This window comes from Sorangium sp. So ce119 (assembly GCF_051524405.1).
In the GTDB taxonomy this organism is placed as follows: domain Bacteria; phylum Myxococcota_A; class Polyangia; order Polyangiales; family Polyangiaceae; genus Sorangium; species Sorangium cellulosum_G.
This window is the reverse complement of sequence record NZ_CP150310.1, coordinates 5,934,953-5,961,157: the sequence shown is the minus strand read 5'-3', so window position 1 is coordinate 5,961,157 and position 26,205 is coordinate 5,934,953. Positions and strand designations below refer to the sequence as shown.

The following is a 26,205-nucleotide window of genomic DNA, read 5'->3' as shown; positions in this document are numbered from 1 at the left end:
GGCGGGGCCTCCTCGAGCCCGCAGCGCCCGCGACCGCTCATCCGAGCTTCAGGGCGGCGCTCTCGAAGGAGATCTCGACGGTCGCGCTCGCCGTGCTCCCGGTCGAGACCTTGACGACGCCGAGGCGCCTCAGCTCGAGCGAGAGCAGCTCGTCCCCCGCGGGGTCGAGGTAGGCGAGGCGGCCCTGCTTGTTGCGGCACCCGTCGCCGTCGCCGCAGGTGCCTTTCTCGCTGCAGGCCACGAACTCCTCGTACCAGGCCCTGAACGCCCCGAGGTCCGCTGCGTCCACGGTGATCCTGAGGTGGGGGAGCTCGAGCTTCGTGGATCCGGCGGGCTGCTCGCCGCCCTCGCCCACCGTATCGACGACGGTCTTCTGCTCGAACGTGAGCGAATCGACCTTCGAGATCCTGGAACACTGCTGTTCCAGGCCATCGATGGCGAGCTTGAAGCGCGACGGGTAAAGCGGCCTCAGCTTCTTCTGCTGCGGCGCCGGGAGGACGCCGCCGTCGCCCTTCTGCTCGCGCACGGCCGAGGGCGAGACCGTCACGACCACGAGCGCGGTGCGCTGCGCGGCGGCGGTGTCACAGGCCGGGAGCGTGATCCCGGTGATCCTCGCGTCCTCGAAGGCGCGGACCACCGGGGCCGCGCGCCCGTCGCCCGCCATCCTGAGCACGCCGCTCTTGCGCGTCGGCTGCCCTCCGAGCGCCGACTGGATCCAGTCCATCAGGGGGGCGCCCATCCCGACGCCGATGTGCACCGTCAAGGGATCGTGGGGCACCGAAGCGACCTTGCTCCGGGCGCCGCCGCTCCCCTCGAGCTTGTGGATCGGGCCGCAGTCGACGCCATCCAGGACGAGCTGCGCGAAGGCGTGAACATCGGTTGAGTCGCTCATCGAAGCACGTATCTCCCCGGCGTGAGTCCGCCACGAGGGCTGCCGGCCGGAGGCCGAGCGAGCCGTGGTCCAAGGGCCCGCGCCGGTCGCCAGCGAGGCAGACGAGCGGGGCCGTGGTATTCGGCCCTCGTGGTGGGGCGCAGTCAACCGCCGGGGCCCGCCGCTTCCGTGCCCGGCTACCGATCGGTGCCGGTGCGCTTCGCGCCGTGCAGGCCGCGGAGCCGGTTCCAGAGCTCGTAGTCCGTGTGCTTCTTGGCCACGATCAGGTCGTCGGGCCGGGTCACCTTCTCGCCGGTGACGGTGAACTCGCCGCGCTCGCGGTCGTTGAGGTCGATGTACGTCGCGTTCTGCTCGAGGCGCCGCCCCGGCCGGATGATCCGTAGAGCCCGCAGCTCATCGTTGTCGAGCTCGGGGAGCAGGACGTGGGTTTCCTTGAGGTCGACGGCAGGCATGGTGTCGTCCGCCGGCGAGGGCGCGCCGATGTTCTGGCCCGCCATGGCGTTGGGGTTCAGGTCGCTCTCGTACTCCGCCGGGTGCTTGTCCGGCGTCTCGGCTTGGTGTCTTGTCATGGTCGTTCCCTCGCCGGCCGTGTGGTGCCCGCAGGGGCCGACCGCAAGCGCCGCCGGCGCCGGGCTGGCGGCGTTCCTGGCCTTCTTTTTGTGGCTCATGACGGCGTGACGGACATACGCCGTGAGGCGCCCGCGCCGGGCTCAGCCTGGGTCGACCAGGGGAGAGGCGAAGACCCGCAGCAGGAGGTCGCGCTGCGCCCGCAGGTAGCGGATGTCCTCTTCGTAGAGCGCCGGGTGGCCCGCGGCGATGTGCGCCAGCGACGCGGCCTCGCCGGCCGCGGCCCGCGCGCGCATGGAGGCGAGGAGCGCCGCGAGCCGGTCGGTGACGGCGTCGAGCAGCGAGGCCCCGGGCTCGACGCCGTAGGCGCGGCAGAAATGGGCCACCCGCCGCGCCTGCTCCGCCGGGCTGCCGGCGCTGTCCGGGTTGGTCGGCGCGTGGAGCGGGGCGAACCGATAGACCGCGTAGGCCAGATCCCACAGCCGCGGGCCCGGGTGAGCGACGTCGAAGTCGAAGAAGCCCACGACCCGGCCGTCGCGGACGACGCTGTTGTAGGGCGCGATGTCCCCGTGGCAGATCACCTCGGCCGGCGACCGGGCAGGTAGCTGCCAACGATCGTCCGGCCCGGGCACGAACGTCGCGCTCGCGTCGTGGAAGCGGCGCAGCAACGTGGCGGCGGAGGCCAGGAGATCGGGAGTCCGCAGCTCGGCCGGAAGGGGGTTGTGCACGTCGCCCTCGAGGAACGAGAGCACCTCGTTGCCCTCGTCGTCGTACCCGAGCGGCTCCGGCGCCCCGTCGAAGCCCGCTGCCCGCAGGTGCCGCAGCAGCCGGTGGATGGCCGGCGCCGCCGCGCTCGCGGGCCGGTGGACCCTGTCGCCGCGCCGGCGCACGGTGTTGATCCCGCCCTGGAATACCGTCTCTTCCTCCACCTTCGCGGCCATGCCGCGCCATCCTCTCACGCGCGGGCGGGCTGGTCGAGAGACGGTGTCGAGGCCACACCGCGCCCGGCGCCGATCAACGGCCACCCTGGCGCGGCGCCGCCAGCTCGAGGCGGAGCAGCCGCTCGGCATCGAGTACCACGTGATGGACGCCGTGAACGCCCGCGACCTCGGCGCGTTCGACGTGGTCACCGCGACGTACCTCCTGCACTACGCGCCTTCGCTGGCGATCGTGCGCGAGATGTGCGCGAGCCTGCACGCGGCGCTCTCGCCGGGCGGACGGCTGGTGTCCATCTGCATGAGCCCCGATATCGAGCTCGCCGATCCAGGGTATTACCGGAGATACGGCTTCGAGCTGATCTCGCGCGGCAGGGAAGGGGACAAGGTGACGCTGAAGGCCGCCTGGCCTGGCGTGGAGCTCTCGATCGACGCTTACCACTGGACGCGGCCCAGCTACGAGGCTGCCCTGCGAGGCGCCGGCTTCCGCGACATCGTCTGGCACGCGCCGCGGATCTCGCCCGAGGGCATCGCCTCGCTGGGCGCCGACCACTGGGCGGACTACCTCCGCCGCCCACACGCCGAGGTCGTCTCCTGCGCGAGGTGACGGAGCGGTCCACCGCGAGGGCCCCGCCGCGATCGCCGCGTGAGGGCTCGCTGTAGCCAGCGCTCCAGGGTGGCCCGGTCCCGGGCGACCGCGAGGGGCGGCGTCTTCGAGATCGTGGCAGGGAGGTCGGAGGCGGGGAGGCGGGGGCGGGGAGGCCGGCGGCGCGGGCGGCGATGTCGCGGGGGCAGGCCTCGGTCGAGGCCTGCTCCCCGCGCGCCCGCTGCCGACTGGTCAGTTGGGGATGCTGTCGAACTGGCAGGTCAGGCTGCAGCCGTCGCCGCCCATGCGGTTGCCGTCGTCGCACTCCTCGTAGAGGCTCTGCAGCCTGCCGTCACCGCAGTACGGGCCGTAGACGCACCCCGGCGCGCACTTGCCGTAGCCGCCGGTGTTGTTGCCGTCGCCGTCGTCGCACTGCTCGGTGCCGTTGCGGATGCCGTCGCCGCAGCGCGGGCCGAGCTGGCACCGCGGGCCGCACTCGCCGTAGCCGCCGTCGTTCACGCCGTCGTCGCACTGCTCGCCGGCCTGGACGACGCCATCGCCGCACTGCGCGCCGAGGCGGCAGTTGTTGCTGCAGCCCGTCGCCGCGTTCGGCGGATCGCACTGCTCGCCCCACGTGTCGTCGACGCGGTTGTCACCGCAGCGCGCCGCCGGGGTGCAGTTGGGCAGGCAGCTCCCGTAGAAGCCGTCGTTCACGCCGTCGTCGCACGTCTCGGCGCCGCTGATGACGCCGTCGCCGCAGTACGGCCCGTACGTGCATTCCACGGTGCAACCGCCGTAGACGCCGCTGTTCATCTCGCCGAGGTCGCAGTCCTCGTCCTCGGGCTGGACGATGGCGTCGCCGCAGCGCGGGCCGAGCAGGCAGCTCGGGCCGCACTGGCCGTAGCCGCCGTCGTTGATGCCGTCGTCGCACTCCTCGCCGAACTGCGACTGGGTCACGCCGTCGCCGCAGTGCGAGGCGAACCGGCAGCTCGCGCAGGTCGGATCGGCCGCGTTGTCGCACTCCTCGCCCCAGTCCGCGTCGACGCGGTTGTCGCCGCACCTCGGCGCCGGCGTGCAGCCCGGCGCGCAGGTGCCGTACGTGCCGTCGTTCACGCCGTCGTCGCACGCCTCGGAGCCGTTCCTGACGCCATCGCCGCAGTACGGCGCGTACCTGCAGGTGGGCGTGCAGCCGCCGTAGGCGCCGGTGTTGCGGCCCTCGCCGAGATCGCATTGCTCCTCGCCGGGCTGCACGATGCCGTCGCCGCAGCGGGGCCCGTACACGCACGACGGGCCACACTGGCCGTACCCGCCGTCGTTCACGCCGTCATCGCACTCCTCGCCTTCACCCGGCTGCACGACGCCGTTGCCGCATTGCGGGGCGAGCTGGCAGTTGACGCAGTTCGGGTCGGCCGCGCTGTCGCACGCCTCGCCCCAGTCCACGTCGACGCGGTTGTCACCGCACCGCGGCGCCGGCGTGCAGCTCGGGTTGCAGGTGCCGTAGGCGCCGTCGTTCACGCCGTCGTCGCACCCCTCGCTGCCGTTCCTGACGCCATCGCCGCAGTACGGACCGTAGCCGCAGGAGCGCGTGCACCCGCCGTAAGCGCCGGTGTTGCGCCCATCGCCGAGGTCGCAGCTCTCCTCCTCGGGCTGGACGATGCCGTCGCCGCAACGAGGCCCGTTGACGCACGAGGGGCCGCACTGGCCGTACCCGCCGTCGTTGACGCCGTCGTCGCACTCCTCGTCGAACTCCGCCTGCACGACGCCGTTGCCGCACTGCTCGGGGATCCGGCAGTTGACGCAGTTCGGGTCGGTCGCGCTGTCGCACTCCTCGCCCCACGCCTCGTCCACCCGGCCGTCGCCGCACCGCGGGGCGCGCGTGCAGTTCGGGTTGCAGGTGTCGTACGCGCCGTCGTTGATGCCGTCGTCGCACTGCTCCGAGCCGTTCACCGTGCCGTCGCCGCACGACGGCCCGATCTCGCACGACGTCGTGCAGCCGCCGTAGCCGCTGGCCGTGTTGCCGGCGCCGAGGTCGCACGCCTCGTACGGGGCGTTGACCGCGCCGTCGCCGCAGCGGGGCGGGGCGACGCACCCCGGCGCGCAGGCGCCGGACGCGTTGGCGTACGTGCTGTTGTTGACGCCGTTGTCGCACGCCTCGGGGCCGTTCCGGAGGCCGTCGCCGCAGTACGGCCCGAGCTGGCAGTTGTTGCACTTGCCGTAGCCGGTCCCGTTCGCGCGGCCGTCGTCGCACTCCTCCCCCGGCGTCACGACCGGCGGGTCGACCCCGCACTGGGGCTCGCAGACCGACCTGCCGGCGCTGAAGCCCGCCAGCGTGAGCTGGTAGTTCGACCCGGTGACGTGGCGCTCGGCCTGGAACACCGCGATCTCGTAGACCTTGCCGTTCTCGAGGTTCAGGTCGATGACGTAGGGCGCGCGGTCCACGCAGTTGTCCTCGTCGCAGGGGGTCACCCGCGCGTCGCCGTTGTCGAGGATGGTCACGCTCTCCTGGTTGCGCTGGTGGATGCCGCCGATGTCCGCGGTCAGCGTGTTCTTGATGAACACCCAGACGTCGTCGTCACCGAAGAACGTGAGGACAGGGTCGGGCGCCCCGGGGTCCGAGTTGAACTGGAACCAGTAGCGGACCTCGCTCGTGAAGTAGAAGTTGTGCCTCTGGCCTGCGTCGCCGTTCTGCTGCAGCTCCAGGCCGCTGGCGACCAGGCTCTCGAGCACGGGATCCCCGCCGGGCGGGTTGAGGTCCAGCGGCCAGAACGGCTCCCGCTCGTACACGAAGGTGCCGGGGCCCATCTCGAGCAGATCGATCGTGGTGATGAACGTCCTGTTGAAGTTGGGGTTGTCCCGGTACCACCACTGGAAGTTGGTCTGCCCCGTGGTCCAGCCGTTCCCGTTGCCCGGCGTGAGCGGGCCGGCCCCGCGGACGTTGAAGGGCTTGCCGTCGTCGTCGAGCGTCGTCCGGACGGTGCCGTCGATCTGCGCGCCGTCGGGGCTGATCTCGAAGTCGAGGTGCCCGCGGAGCGCGTCGCTCTGGTTGGCGTCGCAGGCGGCGTTGGCCGTGGCGCTGAAGGTGTTGGTCGTCGGGCAGTAACCGATGAAGTCGCGGAGGACCATCGGCAGCCGCATCTCGGTGGTCTCCACCGTGCAGGTGTAGCCGGCCTCGATCTCGCACTCGGCGGAGCAGCCGTCGCCGCTCTCGTTGTTGCCGTCATCGCACTGCTCGGTCGCGTCGCCGGGCAGGAGGATGCCGTCGCCGCACTCCGAGATGCACGCGCCGGCCGGGCAGGTCGGCTCGCGCTTGCAGTCCGGCGTGCAGCCGTCACGCCAGGTGGTGTTGCCGTCGTCGCAGACCTCGGTGCCCTCGGGGATGCCGTCGCCGCAGACCGAGAAGCCCAGACAATCCTGGGGCTCGCCGTCGTCGCACACCCGGCCCGGCTCGATCTTGCAGGTCTCGTCGCAGCCGTCGCCGGGGAAGAGATCGCCGTCGTCGCACTGCTCGGCGCCCATCCTGATGCCGTCGCCGCAGACGGTCTTGCAGGGGAAGCCGACGCGCGAGCAATCCCACCCATCCTCGATGAGCTGGCAGTCGGCGCTGCAGCCGTCGCCGTCGGCCGGGGGCTCCTGGCCGTCGTCGCACGACTCGGTGCCGCCGATCACGCCGTCGCCGCACACGGGCGGCGCGGGCGGGGTGCAGCGGCCGCCGGTCGGCGGGCACGTCCAGCCGAGCTCGAGCTTGCACTGCGCGGTGCAGCCGTCGCCGCCGACGGGGCTCGTGTCGCCGCCGTCGTCGCACTGCTCGCCCGCCTGGACCGCGCCGTCGCCGCAGAACGTCCGCCGCGTGCAGGGCTGGCCAGGCCGGCAGATCCAGCCGTCCTCGAGGCGGCAGTCCGCCGAGCAGCCGTCGCCGGACGCCGGCGGATCGTCGCCGTCGTCGCACTGCTCGGCGCCGTTCACGCGGCCGTCGCCGCACCGGTAGAGGAGGGTGCAGGCCTCACCCGGCCGGGGGCACGCATAGGACGCCTCGATCGCCTTGCAGTCCGCGCTGCAGCCGTCGCCGTTCGCGGTGTTGCCGTCGTCGCAGATCTCGCCCGGGTTCACGACGCCGTCGCCGCACCGGAGCGTCAGCTGGCAGGGCCGCCCGGGGGTCGTGCAGGTGTAGAACGCCTCTTGCCGGCACAGGCTCGAGCAGCCGTCGCCGCCGGCGGTGTTGCCGTCGTCGCACTGCTCGCCCGTCTCCCTGGCGCCGTTGCCGCAGACCGGGAGCCGGGTGCACGGATGACCCGGCCGGCTGCACTGATACCCTTCCTCGCGCGTGCACGTCGCGCTGCAGCCGTCGCCGGACGCGGGCGGGTCGTCGCCGTCCTCGCACTCCTCGCCGTTGTTCACGCGGCCATCGCCGCATCGGAAGGGGAGGGTGCAGGGCTCGCCAGGCCGGGCGCACACGTAGGGCGCCTCGACCGCGCCGCAATCGGCGCTGCAGCCGTCGCCGCTCGCGGTGTTGCCGTCGTCGCAGATCTCGCCCGGGTTCACGACGCCGTCGCCGCACCGGATCGTCCGCTCGCAGGGCTGTCCCGGCCTCGGACAGGTGTAGAACGACTCCTGCCGGCAGAGGCTCGAGCAGCCGTCGCCGCTCGCGACATTGCCGTCGTCGCACTGCTCGCCGCTCTCGAGGAGCCCGTTGCCGCAGACCGGCAGGAGCTCGCACGCCTGCCCCGGCCTCGGGCACACGTAGCCCGGCTCGCGCATGCACGTCGCGCTGCAGCCGTCGCCGGACGCCGGCGGGTCGTCGCCGTCCTCGCACTGCTCGCCGTTGTTCACGCGGCCATCGCCGCAGCGGTAGAGGCGGATGCAGGGCTCACCCGCGTCGGGGCACACGAAGAGCGGATCCAGCACCCGGCAATCGGCGCTGCAGCCGTCGCCGTCCGTTGTGTTGCCGTCGTCGCAGAGCTCGCCGGGGTCGACCGCGCCGTCGCCGCACCGGATCTGCAGCTCGCAGGGCTCGCCCGGGGTGGGGCACGTGTAGAACGACTCCTGCCGGCAGAGGCTCGAGCAGCCGTCGCCGCCCGTGGTGTTGCCGTCATCGCACTGCTCGCCGCTCTCCTTCACGCCGTTGCCGCAGACCGGCTGGCGCTCGCAGGGCTGCCCGGGCCGCGCGCACACGAAGCCCGGCTCGCGCGTGCACGTCGCGCTGCATCCGTCGCCGGAGGTCTCGTTGCGGTCGTCGCACTGCTCCGAGCCGTTCACGCGGCCATCGCCGCAGTCGTAGAGCAGCGTGCACAGCTCGCCCGGCTTCGGACAGACGTACGAGGGGTCGACGAAGTAGCAGTCGGCGCTGCATCCATCGCCGTCGACGGTGTTGCCGTCGTCGCAGAACTCGCCCGGATCGACGGCGCCGTCGCCGCACGCGATCGTCAGCACGCACGGCGCGCCGGGCGTCGGACACTCGCAGTAGGGCTCGATCTCGCACAGACCGGAACAGCAGTCGCCGGGCAGGCTGTTGCCGTCGTCGCACGCCTCGCTGGCCTGGTTGATCTCGCCGTCGCCGCAGGCTGGCTCCTGCGGCAAGTTGCACTCGTCGGGCGGGTTCTCGCCCTCGCAGGGGTCGGGCCTGTCGCCCCCGGCGCCGCTGGTGGAGCCGACGCCGACACCGAAGTCGCTCCCGCCGCCGCCGTCGCCGGTGTCGCCGGTGCCGCTGGAGACCGCGCCGCTCCCCGCGCCGCCTACGCCGCCTGTGGAGGGTGCATCCCCTCCGCAGGCGGCAGTTACTTGAAGTAAGCCCACCGCCAAAGCCAGATAAGACGTTCTCAAACTCACGACACACCTCGACGAACACGAGCGAATGCGCTCGGGCAGGAAGTCGACGACCCTCGGCCAGGGTAGATCGGGCGCGCCTCGCACCTCTAGCCGAAAATCACTCCATCCTGCGCCACTCGGCGCATCCCCACGACGTCTCGCCACGGCGTCTCTCCACGGTGGATTCCACCGCGCGCCACGGACGAATGACGCGCCTTGCGCGACGCGGCGAGGCCGGACTCGGCAGCTTTCTCTCCTCTTGGGAGGTCACCTGAGGGGGATCCGCGGCCACAACCCGGTTCGGGCTTGACAGCCAGGCGTCCGCCGGGCGTCGAGAAATAGTTTGTGTGCAAACGATAAGGTGACCGAGGAAGGACACGCGGAGACGCGTGCGCCCCGGCGCGCGGGAGCGCCCGGCGCGGGCGTCAGCAGCCCCGGTTCACCCGGGCGTCGGCGTACCTCAGCGCTTGCCCTTGTCGCCGCCCGCCCTGGAGCCACCGCCGCTGCTCCCACGCGCGTTCGCCTTGTCGCCGCCGCCATGGTGCTTGTCGTGGATCATGACCTTGCCGCCGCCGCCATGGTGCTTGTCGTGGATCATGACCTTGCTGCCGCCGCCATGGTGCTTGTCGTGGATCATGACCTTGACCTTGTCGCCGCCGCCATGGTGCTTGTCGTGGATCATGACCTTGACCTTGTCGCCGCCGCCATGGTGCTTGTCGTGGATCATAACCTTGACCTTGTCGCCGCCGTGGTGGTGATCGTGCACCCTCACATCCACGTCGGCGCGCGCCCCGGCGTGCGCGTCGACGTCCGGCCCATCGACGAAGCCCTTCACGAGGATGTTGACCCGCGGCGCGCGCGCGGCCGTCGCGATCACGCGCACGCCGGGACGGTGGCCCCAGAGCGCCACGCGCGTCGTGCCGCGGAATCCGAGCGCGACCGTCAGCCTGAACGGGTTCACCGCCGCGGCGAGCTTGCCCGCGAAGTAGAGCCCTGCAGACGCCGGCGCGAGGACCAGGACCTCCGGTCGCTCGGCCACGAGACCCAGCTTCAGGGTTCGCCCCTCGATGGGGACCGGCTCGAGGTGGACATCGAGCACGTAGACGCGCACCTCTCCCGTGGCCTCGTCCGCGACCATCTCGATCCGGTCGTCGCCGACCACCTGGATGGCGCCGCCGTGGGGGCCCACCGTGACCTCGGACAGCTTGCTCTCCGCGCTCACCTTGGCGCTCGCCGCGAGCTCCGCGGTGCCGCCCGCCGGCACGTGCAGCGCGCCGCTCCAGGGCTTGCCCGAGACCGTGAGCGTGTAACTGATCTCCGTCAGGTCCGCCTCGAGCTTCGGCCCCGCCGCGACCAGGAGCCCCGTCCTCGCGTCGACCGCGAGCGGGATCGTCCGCGCCTCTCCGGACGGCAGCTTCCAGACGAGCGTGCCGCCGACGTCCTCCTTGATGCGCGCGCCGGAGCTGGCGGTGATCGCGGCCTTCACCTGGCCGTCGCCGTCGATGCGCCACGCGACGTTGCCCTCGTCGTGCTCCTCGACCAGCGCCGCGGCGCCGAGCTCCTCGTCCAGGGCCATCTCGGCCTCGGCCGTCGCCGTGGCCTCGCCGCAGGCGGGCACGAGCGCGAGGGTGAGCGACACCAGCGTGATACGAGCGAAACGGGTCATCAGTTCCTCCGCCGCCATCCTGGGCCTCGCCGGCCAGCGCCGGCGCGGTCGTGGCGTGATCTCGACTTCCTGCACAGCAGTGCGCCCTCGGCGGCGCCACGGCTCAACAAACTCGTGGTGGGGATACGTGCGCACCTGCGCCCTCCACCGCGCGAGGGCGACGACCTGCCACCATGGGTGCCGCGATCGGCGACGTGCAGGATGGCGGACACTTCTTGATGCGGGAGGAGCCGGGGTACGTGGACCAGCACCTCAAGGATGCGTTCCTGCGCTGGGAGGTGCGGCTGACGCCCACCGGCGCGCGAGCGGGAGCCCAGTGCCACGCTGTTCGGCGGATCACTTCACCGGATTCGCGCCGGCGCCACCATCTCTGCACGGCCACGGCCCGTCGCACAGCGGACCCAGATCGGTCCAGCCGTGCGTCCTCCAGCGCTGGATCTGGCGCCCCTCGCCGTCGTAGAGGTGGGTATCGAGCGCGCCGTAACCCTGATGGCCGATCAGGAACCGTCCCGGCGCGGCTATCGCCACGGTCGTCGTGGGTGCACAAGGAGTCTGCCAGATCAGCCGCCCGCTCTCGAGGTCGAGGCCATAGGCGCAGCCCATACCGGTGTTTGGCATGTCCAGATCGGACTCGATGGATATGGGCGCGAGCGGGGTTGCCCAGCGAACACCGCCACCCTCGTCCAGGCGCTCATCGATTCCGGGGGACCGCGGCGGTGCTCTTGCGCAAGATCAGCTCGGCCTCGACCACGACGCGCGAGCAGGAGCGGCGGCCGCTCTCGATCTGCCCGAGCAGCAAGTGGAGGCACCTGCGCCCCAGCTCGGAGAAGTCCTGGCGGACGGTGGTGATCGGAGGCGTGAAGTAGGCCGCCTCCGGGATGTCGTCGAAGCCGACGATGCTGATGTCCCGCGGCACCGCGCGTCCGATCTCGTGGAGGTAGCGGAGCACGCCCAGCGCCATCTGGTCGTTGGCCACGAACACGGCGGTGGCGCCCGGCGTGCGCGCCAGCTCCGGGGCGAGCTCGTAGCCCGAGCGGGCGCTCCAGTCGCCGCGCAGGAGAGGCGGCGGCTCGACGCCCGCGGCCTCCAGCGTCGAACGCCAGCCGTCGATGCGCTGCTCGGCCTCGAGCGAGTCGATCGAACCGGCGATGTGCCACACCGTCCGGTGACCCAGGTCGAGGAGATGGCGCGTCGCGGCCGCCGCGCCGCCGTGCTGGTCGACGGCGACCACCGGGACCGAATCGTCCGGCCCACCCTCGACGGCGACCACCGGCACGTCGGAGGTGACGTGGCGGAGCGCGTCCACCGCCGACCGCAGCGGGGCGATGACCATGATGCCGTCGGCGCGCTGATCGCACAGCCCCTTCACCGCATCCACCATCGGCGCGCGGCTGAGCGATTTCAGGCTGACGACGCTGACGCCGTACCCGGCGTCGTGCGCCGCCGTCTCGAGCCCGTGGAGCGTCGACGCCGGGCCGTAGTGCGTCGTGTCGAAGCTGACCACGCCGAGCGTCCGCGAGCGCCCGGTGACGAGCGCCTGCGCCACGGAGCTCGGGCGGTAGTCGAGCTGGCGGATCGCGTCGAGCACGCGCTCCCGCGTGTCCCGATGCACGTGGGGGTTGTCGTGCAGGACCCGCGAGACCGTCTGGTACGAGACGCCGGCGAGCTTGGCCACATCGACCATGACCGCGGCCCGGCGCCCGCCTCTCTTGATGCGCCGCTCGGGAGGAGAGTTGCCGTCCATCGGGGCCAAGCTTAGTCGCGCGCGCGGAGAATGGTATCGACATCCACCACGACCGCGGCCCGGCGCCCGCCTCTCTCGATGCGCCGCTCGAGCGGCGCATCGCCATTGGCCGGGCCAGATGGGTTCAGCTTCGATGCAGGCTTCGTCTGGCGATGGAAGCGGGCCCCGGGGCGCGCGCTTCGATCAGGCGATCTCCAGGCGATCGCCGGGCGCCGGGATCACGACCTCGCCGTGCCCGCGCGCGCGGAGCAGGCGCGCGAGGACCTCCTGCGGCCGTGGGTCGCCGTGCACGAGCGCGATCTTGCCGAGCGGGCCGCGCTCGCGGCAGCGATCCGCGTAGCGGAGCAGGTCGCCCTGATCCGCGTGCGCGCTGAAGCCGTTGAGGACCACGACCTCGGCCCGCCGCTCCCGCTCGACGCCGAAGATCTTCACCCGCGATCGCTGCTCGACCAGCCTCCGCCCGAGCGTGTGCTGCGCCTGATAACCGACGATGAGCACGGTGCTCTTCGGATCCTCGATCCCGGACTTCAGGTGGTGAAGGATCCTGCCCGCCTCGCACATGCCGCTCGCCGCGAGGACGATCGAGGGCCCGGGCTCGGCGTCGATCGCCTTCGAGTCCGCGACGTCCTCCACGTAGCGCAGGTCCTCGAAGTCGAAGGGCGAGCCCGCGCTGCGGAGGAGCGCGCGGGTCTCGACGTCGAAGCACTCGGGGTGGAGCCGGAAGACGTCGGTGATCTTCACCGTGAGCGGCGAGTCGACGTAGACCGGGAGCTGAGGGATGCGGCCGGACCGGCGGAGCTTCTTGAGCGCGAAGATCACCTCCTGCGCGCGCTCGAGCGCGAACGTGGGGATATAGAGCTTGCCGCCGCGCTCGGCCGTCCGCCGGACGACGCGCGCGAGATCCTCGTCGAGCTCATCCGTCCCCTCGTGGAGGCGATCGCCGTAGGTGCTCTCGCAGACGAGCAGGTCCGCGCGCTCGGCGACCTCGGGATCGCGCAAGATCGGGCGCCCGTGGCGGCCGAGATCACCCGTGTAGGCGACGCGCTTGTGCGCGTCGCCCTCCACGACGTCGAGCAGCGAGACGGCGCTGCCGAGCACGTGGCCCGCGTCGAGGAAGGTGAGCCGCACGCCCGGCGCGATGGAGATCGGCTGATGGTAAGGCGCGGCGATGAAGCGGGCGATCGCCTCGACCGCGTCGTCGTCGTCGTAGAGCGGCTCGACGCGCGGCGCGTCGCTCCCCTGCTCCTCGGCGCGGCGGTTGAGGTAACGCGCGTCGGAGACCTGGATCGCGGCGGCGTCGCGCAGCATGACGGCCGCGAGGTCGCGCGTGGCGGGGGTCGCGTAGATCGGGCCTTCGTAGCCGCTCTTCACGAGGCTCGGCAGGGCGCCGGAGTGATCGATGTGAGCGTGGGAGAGGACGACGGCGTCGATCTCGTGGACCGGGAGGGGCAGGTGGCGGTTGCGCTCGAAGGACTCGGCGCGTCGGCCCTGGTAGAGGCCGCAGTCGAGGAGGACGGTGGCGTCACGCGTCCTCAGGAGGTGCATGGATCCGGTGACGGTCCGGGCGGCGCCGATGAACTCGAGGTGCACGGGGCGATGATAGTGCCGGCGAAGCCGAGAAAGCCCGCTGATTCGACGCGTTGAAGCTGGATTGCCACGTCGCAGGCTTCGCCTGCGCCGCCTCGAGGCGGGTGCCCTCGGCGGTCGATGTCACCCGCTTCATCGCGCCGGGCGGCGCGCGCTCTCCCGGAAGAGGATCGCGGCGCCGAGCGCCGCGGCGGCGGGGACGAAGAGGTCGCCGGAGGCCGACCGCTTCAACGGGAACCCGTTCTCCTCCAGCAGATGCCGCGCGACGCCGATGTCCCGCACCGCGACCGCGTAGGCGACGAACGCCGGCAGCGCGGGCGCTCGCTCGCCCGGCAGGATCGCCTCCAGGTCGGCGTCGGCGACGAGGGTGACCCGGGAGCCATCGAGATCGAAGACGCGCGCCGGCCCGTCGGCGCGCGCGGGGCGGCCGAGGTACTTCTCGTAGCGGCGCTCGACCTCGGGCAAGGCGGATCGGGCGACGCAGAGCACCGACTCGACCAGATCCACCGCGCCGTTCGGATGATCGATGTCGGGCTGCGCCTCGAGCAGCGCCGCCGCCGGGTTCTCCGCGATCGCGATCCTCCCTTCGGCCACGCTGACTGCCCCGGTCTCGTCCGGGGCGGGGCTGTCGAGCTCGAGGAGCCGGATCGGCTCCATCCGTGTCCCGTTCGCGGTGTCCACCGGGCGTCGCACGGTGATGACGCCCCCGTGACGGACGCCCTCCGCGCTCAGCCGGCCGGCGGCGGCGTCGGCGTCGGGGGTCTCGAACACGAGGATGTGCAAGCCCTGGAATCGAGCGAGGCACGCGACGAGCCTGGCGACGGTGCTGCGGATGGACTCGGTGATCCGCGCCAGGTGCTCCGGGGGAGCCTGGAGGGGGATGCGCTTTGCGTCGCTCGGGAGGCGGTCGGGATCGTCGTTGTCGATGCAGCTCACGAGCTCGACGAAGCTGCGCGGGAAGTTGGCGTGGGTGTTCGTCGCGCCGAACGGACGGGGAGGCTCGCCCTCCCTGGGAGACAGCATGGGATAGGCGGGCGGCGACAGACGGAAGCCGAGCCGCCGGTAGAGCGCGAGGCCTTCCTCCATGTCACGCACGATATGGCCGACGTGGTGCAGGTGATCGATGTCATGACGCATGGCGGGTCACCTCCGGTTCCGGGCGCTCGGTACGTTGCCACCGTCGTCGGAGAGGGGCAAGCCCGGCAGTCCGTCGATGCTCGTCGTGTTCTTCTCGAGGCGGTAGCGCGAGAGGCCCTCTGGCCCCTTCCGCTCTGCCCATTTCGACAGCGTGTCCCGCTCCCCTCGTACGCCATGTGCGGCACGGCGTAGCCGCACGACGTGGCGATGCGCTCGAGCGCGACGCGGATCACCGACCGGACGCCTTGAAACGGCGGGAACAGGCCCGCCAGCGCGTCGAAGCGCGGATCGCCGGGGAAGACCGGCTCTCCGCGGCCCTGGAGGCGCAGGACGGACGATGCAGCGGCGGCCATGGCTTGCGACCGCGTCACCCGGTGCTGTAGGGCGCGCGCGGCGCCGAGGGGAGGGGGTAGGCGGGGGGGCCTCCTCACGGAGGGCTCCGTGGCAGCATGCGGCGGGCGGCGGCTGATGAACCGTCCCAGCGTGACCCGATCGCGGCGCTGGCCAGACGTCTGGCCACGGAGAGCCAGACGTCTGGCCACGGAGAGCCAGACGTCTGGCCACGGAGAGCCGGATCATCCATCCACGCCACACAGCACGTCGAGGCCCGGTCGTGGAGAGCGAGACGTCGGTGTCAAGGAGCATACGACGGAGGCGCCTTCTTGGGCGGCGCCGAGGTGGGCATAAGGGCGAGAACCAACGAGGATCGCTGCTCTCGCGACAGGACGCGAGTAGCGAACAGGCCTGAATTTTTCTTGACCGGGCTCCGCGCCAGGACCGGTAGAATTCGGTCTGGAGCTGCAAGAAGAGTGTTCGAAGCGCGGTCCGGTGTTCCCGGTGGGGGAGACGCGGCACGACCGTTCGAGCACGCCCATGCCGAGCCCTGTCGACCCAGCGAGGCCAGCGATGCCCTTTCGACCGATCACGTCCAAACTGCTCACCGGAACCGCCTTGCTACCGCTGCTCGTGGCGTGCGGGTCAGGCACCTCCGCCGGATCGTCGGACGCGGGCGGCGGGGCAGGCCCGAGCACGGGGAGCAGCGACTCCCCCGCGAGCGGTCCGGGCGCGGGCACAGGCGGTGATGAAGGAAGCGGGGGCGTGGGTGGAAGTGGATCCGGCGGCGCCGACGGGGTCGGCTCCGTCGAGGACAGCGGCGCGCGCTGCGCAAAGCCGACGTTGCCTGCCGCATCGGCTCTCCCGGCGTACGAGACCCATCACGATCCGTTCCTGATGCTGGACGGCTCACGCATCACGAAGAGGTCGGAATGGGCGTGTCGACGCGCGGAGATCAAGGCGCAGGTCGAGGAGTATGAGTCCGGGCCGAAGCCCTCAGTCGCCAGGGAGAACGTCACGGGCGCGTTCTCGGGCAAGACGCTGAGCATCGACGTCAAGGAGGGCGCGAAGAGCGTCTCCTTCTCGATCGACATCAACGCGCCTGCCGGGGCGCCTTCCGGCCCGATCCCGCTCCTCATCAGCCTCGCGGGCTTTGGCTTCATCACCCTGGACTCGAGCGTGTTCAGCTCGAACGGCGTCGCGACGGCGGTCTTCAACAACAACGAGATCGGCGCCCAGAGCGGCGGCGGCTCGCGCGGAACGGGCAAGTTCTATGACCTGTATGGCAAGGATCACCCGGCCAGCTCGATGATCGCGTGGGCCTGGGGGGTCAGCCGGATCATCGACGCGCTGGAGAAGACCCCGGCGGCCAACATCGACCCGCGGCGCATCGCCGTGACGGGGTGTTCGCGGGATGGAAAAGGCGCGCTCACGGCGGGCGCGTTCGACGAGCGCATCGCGCTGACCATCCCCCAGGAGTCGGGCGCCGGAGGCTCGGCGAGCTGGCGCGCCTCGCAGGCAGCGAGCAACGCGGGGGAGAACGTGCAGACCCTGTCCCATGCGGCCGGTGAGCAGCCCTGGTTCCGCGCGGACTTCGGCGCGAACTTCGGCAGCAGGGTGAACAATCTCCCCTTCGATCATCACATGGTCATGGGGCTCGTCGCGCCGCGCGCGCTGCTCGTCCTCGACAACGAGATCGATTGGCTCGGCATCGACAGCACCTTCACGGCTGGATCCATCGCCCACGCGATCTGGGAGGGGCTCGGCGTGCCCGACATGATGGGCTACTGGCAGCTCGGGGGCCACGAACACTGCCAGTTCCCGGCCGCGCAGCGGGCGATGCTCGAGGCGTACGTAAGGAAGTTCCTCGTCGGGGGCGGCACCGACGACACCCACGTGCTCGAGAGCGATGGGGCGACGGCCGACCTGGACCGGTGGATGGAGTGGACGCCGCCGAGCCTCGAGTGAGCGCCCTGCTCGCTCTTGCGTCGTGGACCCGGCGCCTGAGCTCGCCGCAGCTCGGCCTTGGTCTCCCCCAGGGCGGCCGGCGGCCTCCAGGGGGAGCGCGTGCCCGCGCCCGCCACGCGCGCGGGGACGTTCTGCGCGTCGGCGGAGGCCGGCGTGACGCCCGGCCTCGGACCGGGTAGACCGACGTGATGCGCCGAGCGGTGACGGGCTACCATCAGGACGACGCGAGCGACTGGGTCGCCGAGCTGGGCTGTGGCCATGGCCAGCACGTCCGTCACAACCCGCCCTTCTTCCTGCGCCCCTGGGTGCTCACGCCCGAGGGCCGCGCGTCCATGCTCGGAACCGAGCTCGACTGCGTGCGCTGCGATCGGCTGGAGATGCCCGACGGGCTGGTCGCGTACAAACGAACGGCAGAGTTCGACGAGGGCACGATCCCGGGCGGTCTGAGAAAGAACCACGCGACAAAGCCCGGTGTGTGGGGCGTCATCCACGTCGTCTCGGGGCGGCTCCGCTATCACATCGACGGCCTCGGCGGTCGAGAGATGCGGCTGGACCCGGGATCCCCCGGGATCGTCGTGCCCGAGGTGCTGCACCACGTCGACCCCGACGGTCCAGTGCGGTTCTTCGTGGAGTTTCACCGCAAGGGAGGGTGATCCGCTCGGCCGGGGGGCCGGCGGAGCGCTCAGGCCCGCCCTGCGCCGCGGAGGCGGAGGAGCACCGCGCAGCCTCGCGCGAGACGAGCTCCAGCGGGTGTGGCCCGAAGAGGGCCCCGTCGATGCGCTCGTCGGTGCACGCACCGATTCTCGATACATCGTTGTTTTTCCAGGAGAGTGAACGGGCCTCACACGGTTCCACGCCCGAGCCCATGCGCGCAACGTGACTGTACGCAGCTGCCGGGATGACTTGCTTTTTGCGGCTGCGCATCCAGGTTCCGCTTCCTTTCTCTGGTGTAGGCCTCTGTCGCGCCGGGGGTTCGCATGTGAGTCCATCTCCGACGATCGTCGTGGTTGCCGGGCATGGGGTCGGCGCAGGCCCGCGAATGCAGCCGTGATCAAAAGCGAGGTTGCCGGGAATCTTGGACTCTAACCATGGCTCGGTGGCGCTCGCAGGCGCTTCGCTTGTTGATCACTCCGTTTCGAGTAGAAGCCTGCGGCTCGACCGACCTTATCCTGGAGAATCTTAATGCGCGTCACTCGCCTGCTTGGCTACATGTCCGCTTCGTTGGCCTTCGGTATGCTCGCGTGCACCGTCGAGCCCATCGAGGATGAAGAATTCGACCTGCTGGACTCCGCCGTGCTCAGCGCGGACGGCTCGGTGGATGCGGTGCTCGCGATTCAGTCGGATTGGGGGAGCGGCTACTGCGCGAACGTGAAGGTCACGGGCCGCAGGGCCGTCACCGGCTGGAGCGTGGTCGTGGCGCTCAACGGCTCGACGAACAGCACGCCGTGGAACGTGAACGTCACGCCGGGGAGCGGGCAGTTCACTGCGAGAAACGTGGCCCACAACGGAACGCTGGCTGCGGGCCAGACGGCGGAGTGGGGGTTCTGCGGCAGCGGCTCAGGGCGGCCTTCGATCGCATCGGTCAGCGGCACCGGCGGCACGGGCGCTTCCTCCTCGTCGAGCAGCAGCTCGAGCGCGTCGTCGAGCAGCAGCTCGAGCGCGTCGTCGAGCAGCAGCTCGAGCGCGTCGTCGAGCAGCAGCTCGGGGACGGGCGGCGGCGGCGGCGCGGGCGGGGCGGGCGGCTCCGGCGGCGCGGGCGGCTCCGGCGGCGCGGGCGGCAGCGGCGGCGCGGGAGGAGGAGGAGGAGGCGGCGGCGGCGGCTCAGGCGCCGTCGAGGACAGCGGCGCGAGCTGCCCCAGGCCGACGCTGCCTGCGGCGTCGTCCCTCCCGGCCTTCGAGACCCATCAGGATCCGTTCCTGAACGTGAGCGGTTCGCGGATCACGAGGAAGTCGGAGTGGGCATGCCGACGCGCAGAGATCAAGGCGCAGGTCGAGGAGTATGAGTCCGGACCGAAGCCCATGACGTCCAAGGACAAGGTCACGGGTGCGTTCTCGGGGAGGAGGCTGACGGTCAACGTCAGCGAGGCATCGAAGAGCATCTCCTTCGGCATCGACATCAACCGGCCTGCCGGGGCGCCCTCGGGCCCGATTCCGCTCGTCATCGGCATCGGCGGCAACAACCTGGACACGAGCGTATTCACCTCGAACGGCGTCGCGACGGCCGACTTCAACAACAACGAGATGGGCGCCCAGAGCGGCGGCGGCTCGCGCGGGACGGGCAAGTTCTATGACCTGCACGGCAGCAGCCACGCGGCCAGCTCGATGATCGCGTGGGCCTGGGGTATCAGCCGGATCATCGACGCGCTCGAGAAGACCCCGGGAGCCAACATCGACCCGAAGCGCATCGCCGTGACGGGGTGCTCGCGGAACGGCAAGGGCGCGCTCACGGCGGGCGCGTTCGACGAGCGCATCGCGCTGACGATCCCCCAGGAGTCGGGCGCCGGAGGCTCGGCGAGCTGGCGCGTCTCGCAGGCAGGAAAGAACGCCGGGGAGAACGTGCAGACCCTGTCCAGCGCGGCCGGCGAGCAGCCCTGGTTCCGCGCGAACTTCGGGTCGAACTTCGGCAGCAGGGTGAACAACCTCCCCTTCGATCATCACATGGTCATGGGGCTCGTCGCGCCGCGCGCGCTGCTCGTGCTCGACAACAAGATCGATTGGCTCGGCATCGACAGCACCTTCACGGCAGGGTCCATCGCCCACGCGATCTGGGAGGGGCTCGGCGTGCCCGACAGGATGGGCTACTGGCAGCTCGGGGGGCACCAGCACTGCCAGTTCCCCTCCGCGCAGCGGGCGATGCTCGAGGCGTACGTGAAGAAGTTCCTCGTCGGAGGCGGCACCGGCGACACCAACGTGCTGAAGAGCGACGGGGCCCGGGCCGACCTGGCGCGGTGGATGCGGTGGACGGCGCCGCGCCTCGAGTAACGCTCTCGGCGCAGGGTCGCCTGGCCACGCAGGCGACTGGACGATCGGACCTCCGGCCGCGGCGGCCAGCGGCCCTCGCCCCCTGATGGCCGGCGTGCGCTGGCGCCCCGCCGGCGCACGCATCGCAGCGGCGCGCACCCGAGGGGCGCCAGCGGCACAATCGGCTGGCCGGCGCCGGCGCGCCAAGGCGCACGCTGGCACAACCATGGCACACACACCCGCTCGGCGACGCTATTTGCCGCGGCTTCTCCCTGCCTCCAGGTTGGCGCTGGTCCTGCATTCGAGGGCACCATGACCAGACTCATCTCGATGCTTGGTGTCCTGGTGCCCCTCCTGCTGACTGCCTGTGATGTGACCTTCATCGATGGCGGCACGAACGAGGGTGGCGCGACCGATCCCGTCGACCCGTCCGGCGAGGACGGCTCGGCGGTCCACGCGGGCTGCGGCGGCTCGGATGGCGGCGCTGTGCCGGGCGATCCGCTGCCGGCCATCGCGCTGACGCGCGCGCAGCAGGACGTGCTCTGGGACGAGTACTGGGCGAGCCAGGATGACGTCGGGACGAGCTCGAGCGCCGGGGGCGGCGACGCGGAGCTCGATCCCAGCGACCTCTTCCTGCGTGTGTCGGATCTCGGCGAGTCGTGCGGCTCGCCGATGGCGCGCCTGACCTGCGGCGGGCACTGGGAGATGCGTATCGTGCTGCCGAGCGCCTACCAGCATGTCGGGGTCTATGACCTGGAGGATCCCGGGCTCATGTACTACAGCGGGATGAGCGTGACAGGCGAACCCCACGCTCCGGGGTCGGACGAGTGCGGCGGGGGAGGTGGGTCGATCGGACCGGGCACGCTCGAGATCCTCGCCATCGACGAGGCCGAGGTGCGGTTCCGGGTCACCTTCAACGGGTTCTGGGACGTCGATCCGAGCGGCGAGTACACCGCACCGCGCTGTCCGTGAGGCGCGGCGGGCGACACGGTGAGCAAGTCGCCGTCGAGCGCGAAGACCCAGAGCCTCCACCGAGGCGAGCCCTCCGGCGGCGACCTGGATGCCGCCGCCTATCTCCTGGTGATCGACGGGTCCTCGTCGCGGCGGTGCCCGCTGCCCAGGGAGGGGGTGCTCTTCGTCGGCCGCTCCACCGACGCGGAGATCTGCGTCACCGCCGCCGCGGCGTCGCGGCGGCACGCGAAGTTCCTCGTCGTCGACGGCGAGGTGCAGCTCGTCGACATGAAGAGCCACGTGTGCTCTCGATTCACCTCCGCGGCGCCGGTCGGCGCAGGCAGGCTGGCGCGGAGCGCCTCGAGCTCCGAGCGCTGCCGCCCGCCATCCACGATCTGAACGATGATCGCGCCGCCCATCAGGGCCAGCGCGACGGGAACAACCCATGTCCTCATGACGTCCTCCGCGCTCCGAGGTTGAACGGGGCGCGGGGGCGACCGCGCCCCCGCGCCCCGTCGATCACCACCCGACCACGATCACCACTCGACCACGTTCAGCCGGCATAGGTCACCGTGCCGTAGGACGACAGCGAGAAGCAGTTCGCGTCGGTGGCCAGGAGCGGCTTGCCATAGGTCGCCGGGGCGGAGCGGGCCGACGCGGGCTCGGCGGCGGCCGCGATCGCAAGGATGGATGCCGCTGCAATGAAGCAATTCTTCAGGACTCGTCTCATGGAATACCTCTCGGATCGGCCTCGTGAGGCGGCGAATCGCCCCCGAGGAGCGCCGTCCGCCAGTACACGGCTCGTGCGAGTCCCGGACGCACGCGGCCGCAGCTCGTTTCAGCAGCGGTTCGAGGGGGCCGCGCGGTTCCGCGCGTTGCGTCTGTTGCGCCCGTGTTGCGCCTGCGCAGACCGGTGTTGCGCTCGCCCGACGCCGGCGGCGCGGGCGAGCGTCGAGCGTGCAACGACGTTGCGTTCGTTGCTCCGGGCGTCGTCCATCAGGGCGATCCCCGGACGCGCCCTCGTCCAGCCGCCAGAACGAGGCCCTGCGCCCGCGCTGGGCGACGGCAGGGGAGTTTCTCCGTTCTCCTGGGAAAGCGACGCTGTATCAATAACTCCCCCGTGCATTGAAGGAGCCGCGTCCCGCGCCGGGCGAGAAACGGGTAGCGCTGGAACCCTGTGTGTCAGTAGGATGACGAAGTCTTGAACTTCGGATGAGGCCAACTGTGGAAAATATCATCTTGGTCCGACGCGCACGCTTTGCCGGGCTTCACGGATCCATCTCGGTCGCGATCCTCGCGCTGGGCGTTGCATGTGCCCCAGCACCGGAGGCGATACCGCAGGAGGGCGCCGGAGGCGCGACGGTGGCAAGCTCATCGAGCACCTCGGGCGCGGTGGGTGGCGGCTCCGCGTCGTCTGGCGGCCTGGGCGGCGGGGCCGCGGCAGGGACCGGTGAGACGACCGGGACCGGCGGCTCGGGCGGCGAGACGGCCGGGACCGGCGGCTCTGGCGGCGAGACGGCCGGGACCGGCGGCTCTGGCGGCGAGACGGCCGGGACCGGCGGCTCTGGCGGCGAGACGGCCGGGACCGGCGGCTCGGGCGGCGAGACGGCCGGGACCGGCGGCTCTGGCGGCGAGACGGCCGGGACCGGCGGCTCGGGCGGTGAGGCGACCGGGACCGGCGGATCGGGTGGCGACGACACCCCATCAGAGACTGAGCCCTTGATCGGGGATGTCGCGTTCTCCACACCGAGCCAGACATTCAGGGACCAGATCCAGGTCGGGATGACGACGACCATCGAGGGGGCCGAGATCCGCTACACGGTGGACGGGCAGCTGCCGACCGCGGACTCCACGCTGTACACGGGCGAGCCGGTGATCCTCACGGCCACCACGCAGGTTCGCGCGCAGGCGTTCGTGGGGGGCGCCGCGTCGGGCGCGGTGAGCACGGGCCTCTACATCGCGCGCACCATCGACGCGACGTCCGACATTCCCATCATGATCGTGGACGGTTACGGCAAGGGCAAGCCGACCGATAAAGAAGTCTACTTCGACGCGGCGGTGATGATCTGGGAGCCGGTCGACGGCGTCGCCTCGATGGCCTCGCTGCCCACGATGGCGATGCGCGGGGGCTACCACGTGCGTGGCCAGTCGTCGCGGTCCTTTCCGCAGACGCCGTACAAGCTCGAGCTGTGGGACAACCGCAACAAGGACCTCGACTACGCGGTGCTGGGCATGCCCGCCGACTCGGACTGGGCGCTGATCCCGCCGTACTACGACCGCACGTTGATCCGCAATCCGTTCACCTACGGCCTCGGCCGGGAGATGGGCCTCCAGACGCCGCGCAACGAGTTCGCCGAGGTCTACCTGAACTACGAGGCGCACGCGATCGGCGAAGCGGATTACCAGGGCATCTACTGGGTCTCGGAGACGATCAAGAACAACAAGGTCCGCACCGATCTCAAGCAGCTCGAGGAGGAGGATCGGGAGCTGCCCGACATCAGCGGCGGCTACATCTTCAAGTTCGACCAGGCGGCCGCCGAGGAGCCGAAGCTCACGTGCACGGGCTCGGATCCCCTCCCGGGGTTCGGCTTTGGCGGCGGCGGCGGTCGTCCGGCCGGCACGTGCTGGGTCGATCTCGAGGTGGTGGATCCCGATCCCCTGAACGCCGAGCAGGCGACCTGGCTGACGCAGTACATCCAGCAGTTCCACGACGGCCTGCATCAGACGCCCATCGGTGATTACACGGCGTACATCGACGTGCCGTCGTTCATCGATTACCTGATCATCAACGAGCTGACGCTCAACGTGGACGCGTACGTGCGGAGCGCCTATTACCACAAGGATCGCGATGAGAAGCTCAAGGCCGGCCCGCTGTGGGACTACAACTTCGCGCTCGGCGGCGTGGGCGCCCAGAGCGCGACGCCGCAATCGGCGAGCGACACCGGCTGGCGCTTCAGCGGCCGGAGGAACGTCAACAACTGGTACCAGAAGCTCACCGGAGACCCGGCGTTCATGGCGCAGGTGAGGACGCGCTACGCGGAGCTCCGCGAGACGCTCCTGTCCGAGGCCGCGATCGAGCATCGCATGGATACCCTGAGCGCGCCGCTCGAGCGGGCCGTGGTCCGCGATTTCGCCAGGTGGCCGGTGTCGAGCATCATCACGTCGAGCACCGGCTTCCTCGGCGGCCCCACCGCGCCCACGTGGGAGGGGCAGCTCCAGGTCATGCACGACTTCCTCCTGGCCCGACTCGCCTGGATGGACGCCAACTTGCCGTGACACGGCGCGGGCCGACCGGGGCGTCAGCGATCACGACAAGGGGATTGCGGCCAGCGCTGTACTGGTTTGCGTGACGCCGGGCGGCCAGCGGAGAGGCTCAGGACGCCTCGCGCGGCTCCCGGCGCGCACGCTGGAACATCACGATCCCGAGCAGGACGCCGCCCGCCACGATGGCGATGTCGGCGACGTTGAACACCGGCCAGCGATGCAGGTGGATGAAGTCGATGACGTACCCGCGGACGGCGCGATCGATCGCGTTCCCGATCGCGCCGGCGACGATGAGCGCGTACGCGGCCTGCTCGGCCACCGAGCCGCGGCGGCTGCGCCACCAGCCCAGGATCACCACGCCGAGGGCGACCATCGACCACGCGAAGAGGAACGCCACCTTGGCCGGCGACTGGATGCCGCGGAGCAGGCTGAAGGCCATGTCGCGGTTCTCGGCGTAGCGGAGATCGAGCACCCCCGGCACGATCGACAGGGGCCCTCGCCGCTCGAGCGCGGCCTGCGCGACCGCCTTGGTCGCGTGATCGCACCCCACCAGGGCCACCGTGAACAGGATCAGGACCCAGCTCATCACGCGTCGCGCCATGGCCGCCGGAACGCACGGCCGCGGCTGCCTGTTCCCGCCGGTAACTGGTCGAGCGCTTGCGCCGGAGGCTGTGCCGGGCTCTCCTCTCCGCATGTTCCGCATGGGCTCGCCTGCGCTGGACCGATTCACGTTCGCCGCGCTCGCGGTCGCCGGCATCGCCGCGTGGCCATCGAGCGCGCGCGCCTACTGCGTGACGGAGACGTGCGTCTCTTCCGAGTGCACGGACGAGGAGATAGGGCAGAAGAAGCCGGGCTGCGTCACCGCGTATTACCGGTGCGATCCGATCGAGACCTGCCCGAGCACGTGCCAGTGGGGCCAGACCTGCCCGCCGCCGCCCAACGACAAGCCGTGTACCAGCCCGCCGGAGGCGAAGTGGACGTGCTCGACCATCCGGTGGAATCGCACGTGCATGGGGTACGCCATCGACGACGACGGCTCGAAGTATTTCGATCTCGAGACGATCCGGAGGACGGTGGACGAGGCGTTCGCCACCTGGGCGAACGCGGAGTGCCCGGGCGGGGGAAAGCCCGGCTTCGCCGTGCAGTACATGGGCGATGTCTCGTGCGGCGACGTGGAGTACAACGTCCGGGCGGGCAACGCGAACGTGTTCACGTTCCGCGATGCGCGCTGGCAGCGGAGCCCGGAGCAGATCGCGCTGACGACGCAGATCTTCAGCACCGTGGACGGGGAGGTCTACAACGCGGACGTCGAGATGAACACGGCGTGCTACCAGCTCAACCCGGACATCGCGTTCGATCGGGAGAGCGGCGGCAAGGACGACGGGTGCGGCGCCTCCAGGGGATCGAGCCACGATTTGCTGGCGGTCGTGACCCACGAGATGGGGCACTTTCTCGGGCTCTCGCACACTCAGCACGAAGGGGCGACGATGGTCACCTCCTTTGGCGGCGTCGACGAGCTCGCGTTCCGCTCGATCGAGCAGGACGACATCAACGGGATCTGCGCCCTGTTCCCGCCTGCAGAGATCGACCCGGTGGCGTGCAACCCGATCCCGAGGCACGGGTTCTCGCCCGAGTGTGGCGCGGAGCAGGTCACGGGCTGCAGCCTCGGGGCGATGCCCCGCGGCGGAGGCGGCCGCCCCGGCTGGCTCGGTGGGCTGAGCGCGGCGGCGATCGCGATGGCCGCGCGGCGCCGGGGACGCGGGCGAGCGACGGAGCGTTGACCCACGCTGTCCCCGTTCCGCGCGGCGCGCC

19 protein-coding genes are annotated in these 26,205 nt (G+C 71.0%); 8 read left to right on the top strand and 11 right to left on the bottom strand.

Going from position 1 to position 26,205, the window contains the following annotated elements; translation table 11 throughout:
• Positions 1-37: 37 nt before the first annotated feature.
• The 3 genes from WME76_RS22435 to WME76_RS22425 all read right to left on the bottom strand — a co-directional run bounded on the left by WME76_RS22435 (position 38) and on the right by WME76_RS22425 (position 2,400).
• The gene (locus WME76_RS22435) at positions 38-892 is read right to left on the bottom strand and encodes a hypothetical protein (protein WP_437954333.1); all 855 of its coding nucleotides are present in this window, start codon (positions 890-892) and stop codon (positions 38-40) included.
• A gap of 176 nt (positions 893-1,068) precedes the next feature.
• The gene (locus tag WME76_RS22430) at positions 1,069-1,461 is read right to left on the bottom strand and encodes a hypothetical protein (RefSeq protein WP_437954332.1); all 393 of its coding nucleotides are present in this window, start codon (positions 1,459-1,461) and stop codon (positions 1,069-1,071) included.
• 141 nt (positions 1,462-1,602) lie between these two features.
• Positions 1,603-2,400 (bottom strand): phosphotransferase enzyme family protein, encoded by a 798-nt coding sequence (locus WME76_RS22425; protein ID WP_437954331.1) that lies wholly within the window; start codon positions 2,398-2,400, stop codon positions 1,603-1,605.
• 43 nt (positions 2,401-2,443) lie between these two features.
• Here WME76_RS22425 and WME76_RS22420 point away from each other — a divergent pair, with 43 nt between their 5' ends.
• Complete coding sequence (locus WME76_RS22420; protein ID WP_437954330.1) at positions 2,444-3,001, top strand: class I SAM-dependent methyltransferase; 558 nt, start codon at positions 2,444-2,446, stop codon at positions 2,999-3,001.
• A gap of 231 nt (positions 3,002-3,232) precedes the next feature.
• Here the strand turns inward: WME76_RS22420 and WME76_RS22415 are convergent, their stop codons facing one another.
• From WME76_RS22415 to WME76_RS22390, 6 genes are all read right to left on the bottom strand, one after another.
• Positions 3,233-8,554 carry a DUF4215 domain-containing protein gene (locus tag WME76_RS22415; protein ID WP_437954329.1) on the bottom strand — a complete coding sequence of 1,774 codons (5,322 nt, stop codon included), beginning with the start codon at positions 8,552-8,554 and terminating at the stop codon, positions 3,233-3,235.
• A 688-nt stretch (positions 8,555-9,242) separates the two neighbouring features.
• Positions 9,243-10,448: a hypothetical protein gene (locus WME76_RS22410; RefSeq protein ID WP_437954328.1), complete on the bottom strand. Its 1,206-nt coding sequence runs from the start codon at positions 10,446-10,448 to the stop codon at positions 9,243-9,245.
• Between the two features lie 336 nt (positions 10,449-10,784).
• Entirely contained in the window at positions 10,785-11,066 is a 282-nt protein-coding gene (locus WME76_RS22405; protein ID WP_437954327.1) for a hypothetical protein, read from the bottom strand.
• Between the two features lie 73 nt (positions 11,067-11,139).
• Positions 11,140-12,192 carry a LacI family DNA-binding transcriptional regulator gene (locus WME76_RS22400; protein ID WP_437954326.1) on the bottom strand — a complete coding sequence of 351 codons (1,053 nt, stop codon included), beginning with the start codon at positions 12,190-12,192 and terminating at the stop codon, positions 11,140-11,142.
• Between the two features lie 183 nt (positions 12,193-12,375).
• A complete protein-coding gene (locus tag WME76_RS22395; RefSeq protein ID WP_437954325.1) occupies positions 12,376-13,782 on the bottom strand; it encodes an MBL fold metallo-hydrolase in 1,407 nt (468 codons plus the stop codon).
• Between the two features lie 129 nt (positions 13,783-13,911).
• Positions 13,912-14,916 (bottom strand): VOC family protein, encoded by a 1,005-nt coding sequence (locus WME76_RS22390; RefSeq protein ID WP_437954324.1) that lies wholly within the window; start codon positions 14,914-14,916, stop codon positions 13,912-13,914.
• A gap of 1,098 nt (positions 14,917-16,014) precedes the next feature.
• Here WME76_RS22390 and WME76_RS22385 point away from each other — a divergent pair.
• The 5 genes from WME76_RS22385 to WME76_RS22365 all read left to right on the top strand — a co-directional run bounded on the left by WME76_RS22385 (position 16,015) and on the right by WME76_RS22365 (position 21,528).
• Entirely contained in the window at positions 16,015-17,217 is a 1,203-nt protein-coding gene (locus tag WME76_RS22385; RefSeq protein ID WP_437954323.1) for a glucuronyl esterase domain-containing protein, read from the top strand.
• 188 nt (positions 17,218-17,405) lie between these two features.
• Complete coding sequence (locus tag WME76_RS22380) at positions 17,406-17,870, top strand: DUF3565 domain-containing protein (protein ID WP_437954322.1); 465 nt, start codon at positions 17,406-17,408, stop codon at positions 17,868-17,870.
• 556 nt (positions 17,871-18,426) lie between these two features.
• Complete coding sequence (locus tag WME76_RS22375) at positions 18,427-20,199, top strand: glucuronyl esterase domain-containing protein (RefSeq protein ID WP_437954321.1); 1,773 nt, start codon at positions 18,427-18,429, stop codon at positions 20,197-20,199.
• Between the two features lie 291 nt (positions 20,200-20,490).
• Complete coding sequence (locus tag WME76_RS22370; RefSeq protein WP_437954320.1) at positions 20,491-21,150, top strand: hypothetical protein; 660 nt, start codon at positions 20,491-20,493, stop codon at positions 21,148-21,150.
• An 18-nt stretch (positions 21,151-21,168) separates the two neighbouring features.
• Positions 21,169-21,528: an FHA domain-containing protein gene (locus tag WME76_RS22365; protein ID WP_437954319.1), complete on the top strand. Its 360-nt coding sequence runs from the start codon at positions 21,169-21,171 to the stop codon at positions 21,526-21,528.
• Positions 21,529-21,682: 154 nt separating this feature from the next.
• Here WME76_RS22365 and WME76_RS22360 read toward each other — a convergent pair whose 3' ends face one another.
• A complete protein-coding gene (locus tag WME76_RS22360; protein WP_437954318.1) occupies positions 21,683-21,859 on the bottom strand; it encodes a hypothetical protein in 177 nt (58 codons plus the stop codon).
• Positions 21,860-22,491: 632 nt separating this feature from the next.
• Here WME76_RS22360 and WME76_RS22355 point away from each other — a divergent pair.
• The gene (locus WME76_RS22355; RefSeq protein ID WP_437954317.1) at positions 22,492-24,405 is read left to right on the top strand and encodes a CotH kinase family protein; all 1,914 of its coding nucleotides are present in this window, start codon (positions 22,492-22,494) and stop codon (positions 24,403-24,405) included.
• A 97-nt stretch (positions 24,406-24,502) separates the two neighbouring features.
• Here the strand turns inward: WME76_RS22355 and lspA are convergent, their stop codons facing one another.
• Positions 24,503-24,979, bottom strand: a complete 477-nt coding sequence (gene lspA / locus WME76_RS22350; RefSeq protein ID WP_437954316.1) for a signal peptidase II — start codon at positions 24,977-24,979, stop codon at positions 24,503-24,505.
• A 115-nt stretch (positions 24,980-25,094) separates the two neighbouring features.
• Between lspA and WME76_RS22345 the strand changes: the two genes are divergently transcribed.
• Complete coding sequence (locus tag WME76_RS22345; RefSeq protein ID WP_437954315.1) at positions 25,095-26,174, top strand: matrixin family metalloprotease; 1,080 nt, start codon at positions 25,095-25,097, stop codon at positions 26,172-26,174.
• The last annotated feature ends 31 nt before the right edge of the window (positions 26,175-26,205 follow it).